Annotated in this window: 16 protein-coding genes; all 16 read right to left on the reverse strand. The window is 47.5% G+C overall.

Going from position 1 to position 14,298, the window contains the following annotated elements; translation table 11 throughout:
* Window positions 1-1,101 (reverse strand): histidinol-phosphate transaminase, encoded by a 1,101-nt coding sequence (gene hisC / locus CHH53_RS06210; protein ID WP_095215256.1) that lies wholly within the window; start codon window positions 1,099-1,101, stop codon window positions 1-3.
* Window positions 1,098-1,472 (reverse strand): chorismate mutase, encoded by a 375-nt coding sequence (aroH, locus tag CHH53_RS06215; protein ID WP_095215257.1) that lies wholly within the window; start codon window positions 1,470-1,472, stop codon window positions 1,098-1,100. The genes hisC and aroH overlap by 4 nt, the downstream gene beginning before the upstream one ends.
* Complete coding sequence (gene aroB / locus CHH53_RS06220) at window positions 1,469-2,548, reverse strand: 3-dehydroquinate synthase (protein ID WP_095215258.1); 1,080 nt, start codon at window positions 2,546-2,548, stop codon at window positions 1,469-1,471. The genes aroH and aroB overlap by 4 nt, the downstream gene beginning before the upstream one ends.
* Window positions 2,548-3,714, reverse strand: coding sequence for a chorismate synthase (aroC, locus tag CHH53_RS06225; protein WP_095215259.1), 1,167 nt, complete (start codon window positions 3,712-3,714; stop codon window positions 2,548-2,550). The genes aroB and aroC overlap by 1 nt, the downstream gene beginning before the upstream one ends.
* Window positions 3,715-3,841: 127 nt before the next feature.
* Window positions 3,842-4,120 (reverse strand): MerR family transcriptional regulator, encoded by a 279-nt coding sequence (locus CHH53_RS06230; RefSeq protein WP_233134880.1) that lies wholly within the window; start codon window positions 4,118-4,120, stop codon window positions 3,842-3,844.
* 349 nt (window positions 4,121-4,469) lie between these two features.
* The gene (locus tag CHH53_RS06235) at window positions 4,470-5,252 is read right to left on the reverse strand and encodes a CheR family methyltransferase (RefSeq protein ID WP_095215260.1); all 783 of its coding nucleotides are present in this window, start codon (window positions 5,250-5,252) and stop codon (window positions 4,470-4,472) included.
* 103 nt (window positions 5,253-5,355) lie between these two features.
* Window positions 5,356-5,805: a nucleoside-diphosphate kinase gene (gene ndk / locus CHH53_RS06240; protein ID WP_095215393.1), complete on the reverse strand. Its 450-nt coding sequence runs from the start codon at window positions 5,803-5,805 to the stop codon at window positions 5,356-5,358.
* 66 nt (window positions 5,806-5,871) lie between these two features.
* Complete coding sequence (gene hepT, locus CHH53_RS06245; RefSeq protein WP_095215261.1) at window positions 5,872-6,846, reverse strand: heptaprenyl diphosphate synthase component II; 975 nt, start codon at window positions 6,844-6,846, stop codon at window positions 5,872-5,874.
* A gap of 35 nt (window positions 6,847-6,881) precedes the next feature.
* Window positions 6,882-7,601, reverse strand: a complete 720-nt coding sequence (menG, locus tag CHH53_RS06250) for a demethylmenaquinone methyltransferase (RefSeq protein ID WP_095215262.1) — start codon at window positions 7,599-7,601, stop codon at window positions 6,882-6,884.
* 2 nt (window positions 7,602-7,603) lie between these two features.
* Window positions 7,604-8,386, reverse strand: a complete 783-nt coding sequence (locus tag CHH53_RS06255) for a heptaprenyl diphosphate synthase component 1 (RefSeq protein ID WP_095215263.1) — start codon at window positions 8,384-8,386, stop codon at window positions 7,604-7,606.
* 146 nt (window positions 8,387-8,532) lie between these two features.
* Window positions 8,533-8,805, reverse strand: coding sequence for an HU family DNA-binding protein (locus tag CHH53_RS06260; RefSeq protein ID WP_095215264.1), 273 nt, complete (start codon window positions 8,803-8,805; stop codon window positions 8,533-8,535).
* A 227-nt stretch (window positions 8,806-9,032) separates the two neighbouring features.
* Window positions 9,033-10,511: a stage IV sporulation protein A gene (gene spoIVA / locus CHH53_RS06265; RefSeq protein ID WP_095215265.1), complete on the reverse strand. Its 1,479-nt coding sequence runs from the start codon at window positions 10,509-10,511 to the stop codon at window positions 9,033-9,035.
* A gap of 337 nt (window positions 10,512-10,848) precedes the next feature.
* Window positions 10,849-11,109 (reverse strand): stage VI sporulation protein F, encoded by a 261-nt coding sequence (locus CHH53_RS06270; protein WP_095215266.1) that lies wholly within the window; start codon window positions 11,107-11,109, stop codon window positions 10,849-10,851.
* A gap of 57 nt (window positions 11,110-11,166) precedes the next feature.
* Window positions 11,167-12,204: an NAD(P)H-dependent glycerol-3-phosphate dehydrogenase gene (locus CHH53_RS06275; protein ID WP_095215267.1), complete on the reverse strand. Its 1,038-nt coding sequence runs from the start codon at window positions 12,202-12,204 to the stop codon at window positions 11,167-11,169.
* Window positions 12,205-12,225: 21 nt separating this feature from the next.
* Complete coding sequence (gene der / locus CHH53_RS06280) at window positions 12,226-13,536, reverse strand: ribosome biogenesis GTPase Der (RefSeq protein WP_095215268.1); 1,311 nt, start codon at window positions 13,534-13,536, stop codon at window positions 12,226-12,228.
* Window positions 13,537-13,641: 105 nt separating this feature from the next.
* The gene (locus tag CHH53_RS06285; protein WP_095215269.1) at window positions 13,642-14,229 is read right to left on the reverse strand and encodes a YphA family membrane protein; all 588 of its coding nucleotides are present in this window, start codon (window positions 14,227-14,229) and stop codon (window positions 13,642-13,644) included.
* Between the last annotated feature and the right edge of the window lie 69 nt (window positions 14,230-14,298).

Below are 14,298 nucleotides of genomic sequence, written 5' to 3' on the forward strand. Positions count from 1 at the left end.
TCAGCTTTCTTTCACACTTGCCAGGAATTGCTCAAGCAAAACAGTGAATTCAGCCATATCCTGTGCATTACCGAGTGAGATGCGGACACTGTTCGGCATACCGAGCGCATCGCCGGAACGGACGATGAATCCTTTGGAAAGCATATGCTGGAAGACAGCATCGCCGCTTACAGGCAAATCATAAATAAGTACGAAGTTTGTGTGTGATTCGTAATATTTGATTTGGTGCGCATCACAGAAAGCCAGGAAGGTATGCTTGACTTGATTGTTCTTCGCGATCGACTCCTTGATGAAATCCTGATCATCCAGGGCTACAATAGCAGCTTTCTGTGCAATCGTCGTATTATTGAATGGGCTTCTGACCACATTGATTTTATGGATCACTTCCGGATGGCCGATGCCATACCCTACACGGAGCGCGGCAAGCCCGTATGCTTTGGAAAATGTCCTCAGCGTTATCAGGTTGGGGTATTCGTCCAATGCAGCAAGGGTATCGAAGTAGTCATCCGTTTCCAGGAACTCGATATATGCTTCATCAGCCACCACCAATACTTCTTTCGGAACCTGACGGAGGAAGTTTTCGAATTCTGCTTTGGCAATATGATTGCCAGTAGGATTATTAGGTGTGCAGAGCCAAACGATTCCTGTCTTTTCGTCGATTGCTTCCAGCATGGCAGGAAGATCGTGGAATCCATCCTTTGTTTCAATGGATCGTACCTCCGCTCCTTCTATCAAAGCATGATGCGGGTATTGGGAGAAGGATGGGTGCGCCATTACCGTATTCAAACCAGGAGCCAGGAATGTCCGGCAGAGCATCATGATGATTTCATCAGAGCCTGCTCCAAGTACGATTTGGTCCACTCCCACACCGAAATGCTCTGCCAATTTCTCTTTCAATGCAGTACCGTATCCGTCCGGATAGATTTCCTGATCATCGGCAAATGTCGGCAAAGCCTCTTTCACTTTCGGGGAAAAACCATATGGATTTTCATTGGATGCAAGTTTCACGATCCGGTCCAATCCGAATTCCTTCCGAACCTCCTCCATCGGTTTTCCTGGTTTGTAAGCCGTCAGCTCATTCAAAATCTGTTTTGCTTTCATTGATGCTCCTCCTTCAAATCGGGACGTAATAGGATAGCTTGGTTATGATAGACATGCCGGATCTCCTGCTGAGCCAAGTCCGTGCGTGCCGTCAGCATCACCCTGATGCATTTCGGCAGACCACCTTCGATTGCCAGCTCCTGCATGCACATGACAGGTACATAAGTCCAATCATCACGGAAGACACGCATTGCTTTTGCTGGGAAAGCCTTGGTCAGATCAGGCGTCGCTGAAATGAGCACTTGAACGACATCCTCAGGCTCGATGGCATTCTTCGTGACCATCTCATCCAGCATCGCTGCGGTAGCTTCGATGATTTGGTTTTCTTCATTTTCCGCCACAGTCGTGGCTCCCCTGAACCCTCGGATCATACGCTGCTCATCCTCTCCAGGAAAGATGTGACAGCCTCATGAAGTTGACCATGATCGATCTTTTCCGTCACCGGATATCCGATTTCCTGCAGCAGGACCATATGGACTTCCCCATTTTCCGATTTCTTATCCATCTGCATCCTTTTGATGAGCCTCTCCGCAGGAAAATCAGGTACATGCAAAGGATACTGATTGCGCTCCAGCCAGCTGCGGAATTCATTCAATCGCAAATCTGCACCGAATCTTTTTTCACTTAATTCAAGGGCGAACAGCATGCCGATCGCGACAGCTTCCCCATGCGTAAACGTGCCATAGCCTGCCTCGGCTTCAATCGCATGGCCAAGTGTATGTCCGAGATTCAAGAATTTGCGCAGGTCATTCTCTTTTTCGTCGGCTTCAACGATTTTCGTTTTCACCTTGATGCCCAGTGACAAATCCTTTATAAGCTGATCCTCGTTTTCCTTATCAAGCTTCTCTCGTGCAAACAGCTGGTCCAGGAATGCAGCATCCCCGATATATGCTTCTTTGATCAGTTCCGCATAGCCGCTCCGCACTTCCTTTTCCGGAAGAGTCTTGATGGTATCGACATCATAGACAACAGCCACTGGAGGATAGAAGCTTCCGATCAGATTTTTGCCGGTCTCATGATTGATCGCGACTTTACCGCCGACACTTGAATCATGTGCAAGTATCGTCGTCGGGAGCTGGATGAAATCAATCCCCCTCATATATGTGCTTGCGACAAATCCGGCCAGGTCCCCGATGACCCCTCCTCCGAGAGCAAGGACCAGCGCTTTCCGATCAAGCTGCGCTTCAAACATGCTATCCAATATATCGAAATACATATCCTTGCTTTTCGCCGCTTCGCCTGGTTCGATGATTTTCTTCGTCACTTTCGCAGTCGGCAGAAGGGAAGCGATATAATCATCCAGATAATGCGGAGCAATGCTCGTATCCGACACAATGAATACATTTTGATAAGACTTGGGAAGGAATTCAGCCAATTTATGCCTGATTCCGGCTCCAACAGAAACCTGATAACTTGATTGACTGGCTTTGACTGTAATCTGTTCCATCAGAACACCCTGATTTCTTCCCGATAGTTTTTGATTGCTTCCTTGAGCTTGGGGAACTGGTCATTCGGGAACTGCTCCAAAATCGCTTTGGCAATCTCGAAAGCGACAACATGCTCCATTACCAGTGCTGCTGCCGGTACTGCACAGCTGTCCGAACGTTCGATGCTGGCATTGAACGGTTCTTTCGTTTCTATATCCACACTCTGCAATGGCTTATAAAGTGTCGGGATCGGTTTCATGACACCTTTGACGATGAGCGGCATCCCTGTTGTCATACCGCCTTCCAAACCTCCGAGCCTGTTCGTTTTGCGGTAATAGCCTTTTTCTTTATCCCAGGCAATTTCATCGTGCACCTGGCTGCCTGGCAGTCTGGCAGCTTCGAACCCGATGCCGAATTCCACACCTTTGAAGGCATTGATGCTTGCCACTGCACCTGCAATGCGGCCATCAAGCTTACGGTCATAATGGACGTATGAGCCGATGCCCGCCGGCAAGCCTTCTACATAAACCTCCACGACACCGCCGATGGAGTCCCCATCCTTTTTCGCCTGATCGATTGCTTCTGTCATCTGCTGGGAAGCCTGTGGATCAAGGCAGCGGACGGAAGAAGCTTTTGAAATACTGTCTCTTTCTTCATATGTATATTCCGGGAACTCGGCTGCCTTGATGCCGGCAATCTCCTTCGTGTATCCGACAATATGGATATCCAGTTCAGCCAGAAGCTTCTTGGCAACTGCACCGGCTGCCACACGCGCGGCAGTCTCCCGTGCCGAGGATCGCTCCAATACATTCCTCATATCCCGGTGGCCATATTTCAAGGCACCGTTCAAATCTGCGTGCCCGGGTCTTGGGCGTGTGACAATCCGCCGGACCGCCTGGGGATCTTCCACAGGGTCTTCCCCCATCACATCTATCCAGTGCTTGAAATCGTCATTATGTATAACCATTGCAATCGGTGATCCCAGGGTGTAGCCATGACGGACACCGCCGACAATATCGACCAAGTCTTTTTCGATCTGCATCCGTTTGCCTCGGCCATGCCCCTTCTGTCTTTCCAGCAGGGATGCATTGATATCCGCTGCAGTCAATGGTAAATAGGAAGGAACACCTTCTACGATGGTTGTAAGCTGTTTGCCATGTGATTCACCTGCAGTTAAGTAGCGCATGTATATTCCTCCGTCATTTCTGTATCTTTGTAATTTTATATACTATAACATAACTTGTTTCTTAAGTGGGAACAATTCTGACAATATTTCCGAACACGAACCAACTTGCCATTATTTTCTGTTTCGTTCATCCAAATACTTCCCGAAGCTTCTTCATACGGGTTTCTGCTTTTTGGGAAGCAGCTTCGACTGTATACCCATCTTCGATCAATTCTTTCATCAGGATGATTTTCTTGATTGCATAATAATCGAATCTTCTCGTTGCATTCGTTTTTTCTTCCGCGCTGGCAATATAGCCTTTTTCTTCCCAATAGCGCAACTTGCGAATCGGGATATCACTTATTTTGGATGCTTCCCCTATCGTCACTGCCATTTGCTTCAGCAATCCATAATCTATTTCATCCACTGCCTCCACTCCTTTTGTCGATGTAAGCCCATTATACGTTATAATGCATATTTGACAACTTATGAAGATTACATAAAAATATCGGAGATTAGTTACAAAAACAGCACGAACAAGCTTGTAAACGAAAAAATCACCGCATCCTTTTCCGTATTGTCATTGCGACGATCATGACAGCATCATTTCTTTCACCCTCACAGCTGTCGATCCAGGTTCCTATGCCATTTGATCAAATCCTGCATCATTGGCTTCCTGCGGTGTTTTCCATTTCCTTCTTCCTGCTGACATTCGTAAATCATCATGTTTCAAGTTAAGATCGAGGATTAATAAAAAACAGACCATGCATATATGCCTAGTCTGCTTTTTGCTTTTGATAGAAGAATGTGTCCACTGCACCCAGTCCGTAATTATTCGGATTGAATATCTGCTCGGTACTCCCAACGAATAAATAGCCCCTGTGCGCCAATGACTTGCTGAACTTGTGATAAATATCTGCCTTCGCCTCTTCTGTAAAGTAAATGAGGACATTCCGACAGATGATAAGATCATAATTGGTATCGTAGGCATCCGCAAGCAGATTATGCTGTTTGAATTGAATATGCTGTTTCAATTCTTCCTTGATTTGGAATATGGGGCCCTCTTGGGTGAAATAAGCCGATTTGATTGCCGCTGGCATTTCTTTCAATGCCCTTTCATTGTATTTTCCGATTTTCGCCTTTTCCAGGACTCGTTGATCCAGATCGGTTGCATGGATCGTGAAAGCTGTTCCTTTGGCATATCGATCAAGCAGGATGGCCAATGTATAAGGCTCCTCTCCAGTGGAACAAGCTGCACTCCAGATTTTCAGCGGCTTCTTCTTTTTAAGCAGCTCAGGGAGAATGCGTCGCTCCAGAACTTCCCACCGCTGATAATTACGGTAAAATTCAGACACATTGATGGTCATGCGATCCAGGAACTCATCCATGAGCGCTTCATCACTGCGGATTGCCTGGAAGTATGCCTTGAAATCCTTGTAGCCTCTTTTTTCCCGAAGCGTGGTCAGACGCCTCAGCATCTGTGCTTCTTTATATTGGGCTAAATCAATGCCTGTATTTGCTTTAATCTGCTCTACAAAATATTCATAATCTGCTGCCACGTCATGTTCTCCTGTCTATATGTATCTGGTTCTATTTTACTGCATATAAATGATTGGTGGTAGCAAAAAATAATAAAAAAGCAGGCATTTCTGCCTGCTTTCCTCATTCATATAAGTATTCAGCCATTACTTGCTCGTATTGGATCAGTTCATTTGGTTCGAACATATTCGCTATTTCACGTTCAGCGCTTTCTGCACTGTCAGAGCCATGGATAAGGTTGCGGCTCATTTCGACTGCATAATCGCCTCTGATCGTACCAGGTGCTGCTTCGGTTGGTTTCGTTGCCCCGATCATACTCCGGGTCAGCTTAATAGCATCCTTGCCTTCCCAGACCATCGCAAATACGGGACCGGATGTAATGTAGCTTATCAGTGAGTCGAAAAAGGGCTTGCTTTCATGTTCTATGTAATGCGTCTTAGCCTGTTCCTCCGACACAACCATCATCTTCCCCGCCAGGAGCTTTAAGCCCTTCTTTTCGAATCTTGTAACGATTTCGCCAATCAGCCCGCGCTGTACGCCATCCGGTTTCACCATCAAAAATGTTTTTTCCATTTTCATTACAGCTCCCTTTGTTATCATTTTCACAATTATAATAGCAAATATGTAAGCGGTTTACAATCAGGAGCTGCGCTTACCTATATGCCTGGCTATTTGTTTCAGTGTATTCCGGTCTCTTGTCGGCGGCAATTTATCCAATTCCCGGTATGCCTTCTCCAAATAACGGTCACTGATGGCAAGGGACCTGTCGATGGCATCGGACGCTTTGATATGCTCGATAAATGGCTTCAGGGCTTCCCTATCGAGTGCTTCCGGCTCACGGAAAGCCTGTGTGAGCCGTTCCTTGAAGAAGCGATCCTCCTCGCAAGCAATGAGGGCAGGAAGCGTCATATTGCCCTGCAGCAAATCGCCCCCGGCCGGTTTGCCCAGTTCAGCCTCGGATGCTGTAAAATCGAGCACATCATCGATGATTTGATAGCTCATCCCTACATAATAGCCGTATCGGTACAATGCGCGCTCATAGCCCAGCGGGGCTCCAGAGGCAATCGCACCAAGGCGTGCACTTGCAGCGATGAGGATTGCCGTCTTCCTGCGGATACGCCGGAGGTAATCCTTCAGATGCTGCTCAATCCGATATTTATCCCTGATTTGTTCCACTTCTCCGATGCAAAGCTCCACTATTGTATGCGCAAGGATTTTATGCGCCCTCGGTTCTTCTAGCTTCGAGAGATATTCCAGGGAACGGGCGAAGATATAATCCCCTGCATACATGGCCACTTTATTATCCCATTGAGCTTTCACTGTCGGTTTTCCCCGACGGAGTTCAGCGTCATCGATGACATCATCGTGGACCAGTGATGCCATATGAATCAATTCTAGTGCGACCGCAACTGTTTGGATCCGAGGAAGCTCATATGTACCGAACTTCCCGCTCAGTAAAACGAAAACCGGCCGAATCCGTTTCCCTCCGGCACGGAGAAGCTGTACCGACGCATCCTCCAGGACGGGATGCTCTGCCCGAATCGTCTTGGTCATCGCATCCTCGATCTTGTCCAAGTCCTTCTTTAAATATGAGTAGATCATCGGTAGTTTCATTCATGTCACCTTCATCCGTCCAGACATAACACCAGTCAGCTCCTTACCGCAGGCTTCTCTCCCATGTGCATAGCCGCTACACCGCCGGTATATGTCTTAATCTTCACGTTCGTCAGTCCTGCCTGCTGGAATAATGCACGGAGCTCCTTCTTACCCGGGAAGTCCTTTGCAGACTCCTGCAGCCAGCTGTATTCATCATAACTTTTCGCCAAAAGCTTACCAAGCACTGGCATGATCCGCTTGAAATAAAAATAATACATCTGTTTAAATCCGGCCATCGTAGGCTGTGATGTTTCCAAACACACGACCTTGCCTCCAGGCTTCACCACCCGGTGCATCTCCTTCAATACCTGGAGATAGTCCGGGACATTCCGCAAGCCAAAACCGATGGTCACGAAATCAAAGGAATCATCCTCAAAGGGCAGTTCCATTGCATTACCCCAGATAAATGATAGCTGCTCATGCGGATTTTCCTTATTTTTCTTTTCGGCTACAGATAACATATTTTTGCTGAAATCAAGACCTGTCACTTGTCCTTTTGGGCCGACGGCCTTCGCAAGGGAAAAGGACCAATCCCCAGTCCCGCAGCATACATCCAATGCTTTATCGCCAGGCTGTACCTGCATTTTCTTCATCACACTTCGTCTCCAGGCACGATGACGCCTGAATGAGATGACGGAATTCATAAAATCATAGCGGTCATATATCTTTTCGAAAACGTGATGTACACGCTGTTCTTTCGTTTCTTGTGCCATAATTACCCTTCTTCCAGATATAACTCTTTCTGCCTATTCCCCTGAAGCAGCAGCTTGCGGGAAAGCTTCGCAAAAGCTGGCGGCAGTATGTCCAGCTTTGCAAGGAGCCTGGCTTTGGCAGCTTCCATCTCCTGGTGTATCGCTTCCGGTACCGTCATGCCGCTCTCCTGACTCTCAAGGATTGCAGCAAGCTTCAGGGATAAGGGGCCCTGCTGGTCCCCCCTTGCTTCCTGCTTCAGCTTGCTGATCAAGAAATAGTCATCGAGGGGTTCAAGACTTGCCGTATCCATGTAGCGGGAAGCAGCTGTCCGGAATAAGTTGCCTTCCAGCCGCCCGAGCTTTCCGAAGAACGCTTCACTTGTTGCCGCATCATAATAAAGCGACATTTTCTGTTCATTGATTTCCTTGATGCTGGTTGCCAGCAGCGCCACCATATCAATTTCTCCCAATCCCGCGAGTATTTGATAATAGAGCGCGCTATAATAATTGCCTGCCAGCACCGTCAGCTGCCTGTTCTTCCGCTCCTCATCGGTCTCGTCGGCCTTGGTGAACCTGATTACTTTATCATGCGTATCCAAAGCCATTTGAATCAGCATGATCGTAATCGTATAGTCTGTCTGCTGCTTATCGGGCAGGTTCGTTTGACCAAATAGCGTCTGCAATAACAGCAGCTTGTTCTCATCCAAGAATGGCGCTTCCGTATTCTCGTCCAGATAAGCCTGCTGCATGCGCTTCTCTATTTTATTTCGTAATGTATGTAGCTCTTCCATGGATGCATAGGACAAAACAATCACCTGCGCCCTTTTCGTATTTCAAACTGTATAAAAATCATTATAGCACAGCATGTCCCGATTCGTCTTGTCTGCAAGCTCGTCAAATAAAAAGGGACACCTGATAGATTCAGGCATCCCTTATCTTCGCCCATATGTAATTATTTCACACTATCTTTCAGGGCTTTTCCGGCTTTGAACGCTGGAACTTTGCTCGCCGGGATTTCGATTTCGTTCCCAGTCTGCGGGTTGCGGCCTTTACGTGCAGCACGCTCGCGTACTTCGAAGTTACCGAAGCCGATCAATTGTACTTTGTCACCTTGTTTCAAAGAATCCATGATTGAATCGAAAACCGCATCCACAGCTTTCGTAGCATCCTTTTTGGAAAGATCGCTTTTCTCAGCAACAGTATTGATTAGTTCTGTTTTATTCATGTTTACACCTCCCTGACATTACCTTGAACAGTAAGATAATAGCATTTGCTATCATTTGTTCACCATAAAGATAGGTTTTATACCTAAAAAATACCGCTTGTGTTGCGATATCAACGCTTATAATATACGACTTAGCAGCATAATTCAACACAAAACGCTATAAAACCTTAAATTAATCTCATTTCCTGCTTATTTCGGACAAAAAAATAAAGCGGCTTGATTGCCGCTCATAGAATGATCGCTATCAAACCGCCCGATCCTTCGTTGATGATCCTTTCCAATGTTTCCTTCAATTTGTATCTGGCATTCTCCGGCATCAAGCTTATCTTTCCTTGGATCCCTTCCCGCACGATGCTATTGAGCGAGCGTCCGAAGATATCCGAATCCCAAATGGATAGCGGATCTTCCTCGAAGTCCTGCATCAAGTAACGGACCAGCTCTTCGCTTTGTTTCTCGGTTCCGATGATCGGTGCAAATTCGGAATGCACATCCACTTTGATCATGTGGATGCTAGGCGCCACCGCCTTCAGACGCACACCGAAACGTGAGCCTTGCCTGATGATCTCTGGTTCATCCAAGGCCATGTCCTGCAAACTTGGTGCAGCAATGCCATAACCTGTCTGTTTCACCATATGCAGTGCATCGGATACTTGATCGTATTCCCGTTTGGCATGTGAGAAATCCTGCATAAGCTGCAGCAGATGATCCTTGCCGCGTATTTCTTCACCGACGATTTCCTTCAGTACTTGATCGTACAAGGCATCAGGAGCATGCAAATCGATTTCGGCTACCCCTTCTCCAAGCTCCATCCCTGCCAGATTGGCTCTTTCGATATAATCGTATTCATCAAAGTATCCCACCACGCGATCCACATCACGGAGACGCTTGATGTCCTTCACGGTTTCCTGGATGGCTGTCTGGTAATTGGAACGGAGCCAATGGTCTTCCTTGAGCACCATGACCCAGCTTGGCAGGTTGACATTCACTTCCAGGACCGGGAACTCATACAAAGACTCGCGAAGCACATTATACACATCATGCTCCGTCATGCTTTCCACACTCATCGCGATGACAGGTATATCATATTTCTCACTCAATTCCTGGCGGAGCAGCTCTGTGTTTTGATTATGCGGTGTGACAGAGTTGATTACCATGATGAATGGCTTGCCGACTTCCTTCAGCTCGGATACGACACGCTCTTCCGGTTCCACGTAGTCACTGCGGGGAATTTCACCGATGGATCCATCCGTCGTCACGACGACACCGATGGTGCTGTGTTCCTGTATGACCTTGCGAGTACCGATTTCGGCCGCATCATGGAAAGGAATAGGCTCTTCATACCATGGCGTATTTATCATACGCGGTCCATTTTCATCCTCGAAACCTTTCGCGCCTTCCACTGTATATCCTACACAGTCGACGACCCGGACACTTACTTCCAGACCTTCGTCCACTTGAAGGGAGACGGCGTTGTTCGGGACGAATTTCGGTTCCGTCGTCATGATTGTCCTGCCTGCGGCACTTTGCGGCAATTCATCCTGGGCTCGGGCCCGCTCGGCTTCATCCTCCATGTTAGGCAGGACAACCAGTTCCATGAACTTCTTGATAAAAGTCGATTTCCCAGTACGGACAGCCCCTACCACCCCGAGGTAGATATCGCCATTTGTCCGTTTCGAGATATCTTTAAAAATATCTACTCTTTCCAAAAGATCCCCTCCCGATCTACTTTCGATGCATGGACAGTCTTAGCTACATACACTAGCAGTTTATGATGTTGTCCTATCCAAATATGCTAGAAATAATGGATTCCTTGCCTGCTGGCATCAAAGGGCGGATTTGCAGGAAAGGACGAACAGCATATTGCCCTCTGCCGATAATCTATGCGCACCCACTGCGGTTCATACCAATAAAAAAAGAAGAAGCTTTCGCTTCTTCTTGAAATAGACTAAATATACCCAAGGCAACCTAGAAAAATATGCTGGTGCGAGTTAGTTTATGCGTAAAGGGCAAGGGTTGGTAAGTTGTTCTGCCCAATTGCCGCTGTTAGTTTTTGAATAATTTGCTCAGCGTATTCATATCTGCAGGCATGTTGTTGCCAATGATCGCTTTGACGATTTTATCTTCTTTTTCTTGTGAAAGCGGCTTGCCTGCCATGGCAGCCAATTGCTTCACCAAACCGCGGACTGTAGCCTCATCTTGGAAGTTTGCACTTTTTACAGAATTGGCCACCTTGTAGATATCTTCAGCCTTTACATTCGATTTCTTCTGAATCTGGTCAATCAGGTTTTTCTGAAAGTCTGCCACATTCATTCCTCCTTGCAGTATAGCTACGAAACAGTATATGCAAAGAGTGAAAAAATGTTAGCGGGCATTCAGCACATCCTGAAGATCCTCCATTTCATGCTTCGGCATTCGCGTCATCAGCTGATCAACGATATCCTTTGCTTTTGCGCCATGGAAAAGGATTTGATTGATGCCCTTGGTGATCGGCATCTCGACGCCAGCTTTGTCAGCAAGCTCTGCGACGGCCTCTGTCGTACGGACGCCCTCGACAGCCATGCCCATCTGCGCAAGTGCTTCTTCCAGGCTCATGCCTTTTCCAAGCATATTGCCAGTGCGCCAATTGCGGCTATGCACACTCGTGCATGTCACAATAAGGTCTCCCATTCCGGATAAGCCGATGAACGTCAGCGGATTCGCCCCAAGTTTCGTCCCGAGACGGGCAATCTCCGCGAGCCCCCTTGTTATCAAGGCCGCTTTTGCATTATCCCCATATCCGAGACCATCCGAAATACCTGCACCAAGAGCGATGATATTCTTCAACGATCCGCCAAGTTCAACACCGACCATATCCGTGATCGTATAGACACGGAAATTCTCATTCATGAACAGCTCTTGGACCTTCTTGGCTTCCTCCATCTCGACAGAAGAAGCACTCAGTGTCGTCGGCTGTCTTTTTGCTACTTCTTCTGCATGGCTTGGACCGGATAAAACAACGACAGGACGATGATCGACAGGTTTTAGCTCTTCCTCGATCATCTCGGACACCCGCTTGCTTGTTTTCGGCTCGATGCCTTTCGTAGCGTGAGCGATGACAGCATCCGCTGGAAGATGCGCTGCCAGCTTCGATGCGACCTCACGGGTGGCTTTTGCCGGTACGACGAGTATGACAGCATCCGCATCTTTCACAGTATCTTCCATGGCTGCATATGCAGTGATGGATGCAGGAAGTGTCACTCCGGGCAGATATTTCTCGTTCCCCCGTGTCTCATTGATGGCAGCTACCTGCGCTGGATTATGCGACCAGATCCTGACCTCATGTCCATTATCCGCCAAAACCATGGCAAGGGCGGTTCCCCAACTGCCGGCACCGAGTACTGCTGTTATTCGTTGTGTCATATAAATCCTCCTCGTCCCTGTTTATGATCTTCTTCTAGGGAAAATCTTGATTGGTGTACCAGTGAATCCGAAGGCCTCCCTGATGCGATTCTCCAAGAATCGGACATAAGAGAAGTGCATCAGTTCGGGATCATTGACGAATACCGCAAAAGCTGGCGGCTTGACAGCCACCTGAGTGGCATAAAGCACTTTCAAGCGCTGCCCCTTATATGTCGGAGCCGGATTCATCGCAAGGGCATCCATGATCACATCGTTCAAGACATTTGTCTGGATGCGTTTCGAATGATTCTCACTCGCCGTCAGGATTGCAGGAAGAAGTGTATGGATCCGCTTTTTCGTCTTGGCAGACAAAAAGACGATCGGCGCATAATCCAGATAGAGGAAATGAGCCCGGATTTCATCTTCGAATTCTTTCATCTTCTTCTCATCCGATTCAACTGTATCCCATTTGTTCACGACGATGACGATTGCTTTACCCGCATCGTGGGCATATCCGGCAATTTTCTTATCCTGCTCGATGATACCTTCCTCGGCATTGATCAAAACAAGGACGACATCGGATCGTTCAATCGCTTTCAAAGCCCTGAGGATACTGTATTTCTCTGTCGTTTCATACACTTTCCCGCGTTTGCGCATCCCAGCGGTATCGATGATGACGAAATCCTGTCCTTCCCTGGTGAAGGTCGAATCGACTGCATCGCGCGTCGTTCCCGCAACATCACTGACGATGACTCGTTCTTGGTTGAGCAGTGCATTCACCAAGGAAGATTTACCGACATTCGGTCTTCCGATCAAGCTGAAATGGATCGTCTCTTCGTCTTCCTGCATTTCCGCACGTTCAGGGAAATGCTGCACGACCGCATCCAGCAAATCACCAAGACCCAGACCATGGGTGCCGGATATCGGGAACGGTTCGCCGAAGCCAAGGCTGTAGAATTCATAAATCTGATCACGCATCTCGGGGTTATCCACTTTATTGACGGCTAGGACGACTGGCTTATTCGAACGGAATAAAATCTTTGCCACTTCTTCATCCGCCCCTGTGATGCCTTCACGTCCATTCACCATGAAAATGATGACATCTGCTTCTTCAATGGCAAGCTCCGCTTGCTCGCGTATTTCCACCAGGAATGGAGCATCCCCGATTTCGATGCCGCCAGTGTCGATTATGTTAAATGGCTGGTTCAGCCACTCTGCTTCCGTATAAATCCTGTCACGTGTCACACCAGGAGTATCTTCGACGATCGAGATCCTTTCCCCGGCAAGACGGTTGAATATGGTCGATTTACCTACGTTTGGTCTGCCTACGATGGCAACTACTGATTTCCTCATGAAAGGAACATCCTTTCCTACTTTCCTTTATATGCTGGTCCTTCTGTTGCAACCTAACTGTTTTATTCTAGCAAAAGCGACCTAGGGAAACAATATTTTTCGACATCAAGTACGTTTGGCTGTCCATTTCGATTTATTCCGCAGATGAGTGCGCAGCTGCCCCGCAAGCTTTGTGAATATCAGCAATAATAAAACGATGCCCAGCACATCCATTGCTTTGAAGCCGCCTGCTTCCTGGTGGAGTCCATAGATATCCAATAGAAATAGATAGGTCACTTCCCCGATGGCAAAGCCTAAGCAAATGATGCCAAGCTGCAGGTAAAAATCCCTGGTCAGATAGAGGACGAGCGCGAATAAAGCCAGAGCGAATAATAGGATGCGCGGTATCAGCAGTGCGGCCGGATTTGTCAGTTCCCAAAGCAGCATGCCTGTATAACCGATCCCCAGGCAAATACTTCCGAAGGTGCCGCGTCCCACTCGTTTACTGGCAAAAATGAATAAATAGCCGATGACTGCAAGCAAAAAAACGGTTGCAAAGATACGATGTCCAGCAAAATCAAAAGAGAAACCGGATAATGAAATCGTCAGCAAAATGGCAAATCCGAACAATGTCCTTGCCATCGAATGCCTCATAAAGAAAGTCACCAGGACCCAGCTGATCCAAGCTGCCCAATAAAAGTAAAACCCATCCATGATTCCCCCTCCTTTTATCTGCATTATGACAAGAGAAAGGGAAAACTATACGTTGGGCACAAAAAAAGA

It is taken from the genome of Terribacillus sp. 7520-G (genome assembly GCF_002271665.1).
Taxonomy (GTDB): domain Bacteria; phylum Bacillota; class Bacilli; order Bacillales; family Amphibacillaceae; genus Terribacillus.

Coding starts and splice junctions, on each gene's coding strand:
- aroC (WP_095215259.1), bottom strand. CDS start 3,714: ATGCGCTACTTAACTGCAGGTGAATCACATGGCAAACAGCTTACAACC.
- ndk (WP_095215393.1), bottom strand. CDS start 5,805: ATGGAAAAAACATTTTTGATGGTGAAACCGGATGGCGTACAGCGCGGG.
- aroB (WP_095215258.1), bottom strand. CDS start 2,548: ATGGAACAGATTACAGTCAAAGCCAGTCAATCAAGTTATCAGGTTTCT.
- hepT (WP_095215261.1), bottom strand. CDS start 6,846: ATGAAACTACCGATGATCTACTCATATTTAAAGAAGGACTTGGACAAG.
- hisC (WP_095215256.1), bottom strand. CDS start 1,101: ATGAAAGCAAAACAGATTTTGAATGAGCTGACGGCTTACAAACCAGGA.
- der (WP_095215268.1), bottom strand. CDS start 13,536: ATGAGGAAATCAGTAGTTGCCATCGTAGGCAGACCAAACGTAGGTAAA.
- CHH53_RS06285 (WP_095215269.1), bottom strand. CDS start 14,229: ATGGATGGGTTTTACTTTTATTGGGCAGCTTGGATCAGCTGGGTCCTG.
- CHH53_RS06260 (WP_095215264.1), bottom strand. CDS start 8,805: ATGAATAAAACAGAACTAATCAATACTGTTGCTGAGAAAAGCGATCTT.
- menG (WP_095215262.1), bottom strand. CDS start 7,601: ATGGCACAAGAAACGAAAGAACAGCGTGTACATCACGTTTTCGAAAAG.
- aroH (WP_095215257.1), bottom strand. CDS start 1,472: ATGATCCGAGGGTTCAGGGGAGCCACGACTGTGGCGGAAAATGAAGAA.
- CHH53_RS06275 (WP_095215267.1), bottom strand. CDS start 12,204: ATGACACAACGAATAACAGCAGTACTCGGTGCCGGCAGTTGGGGAACC.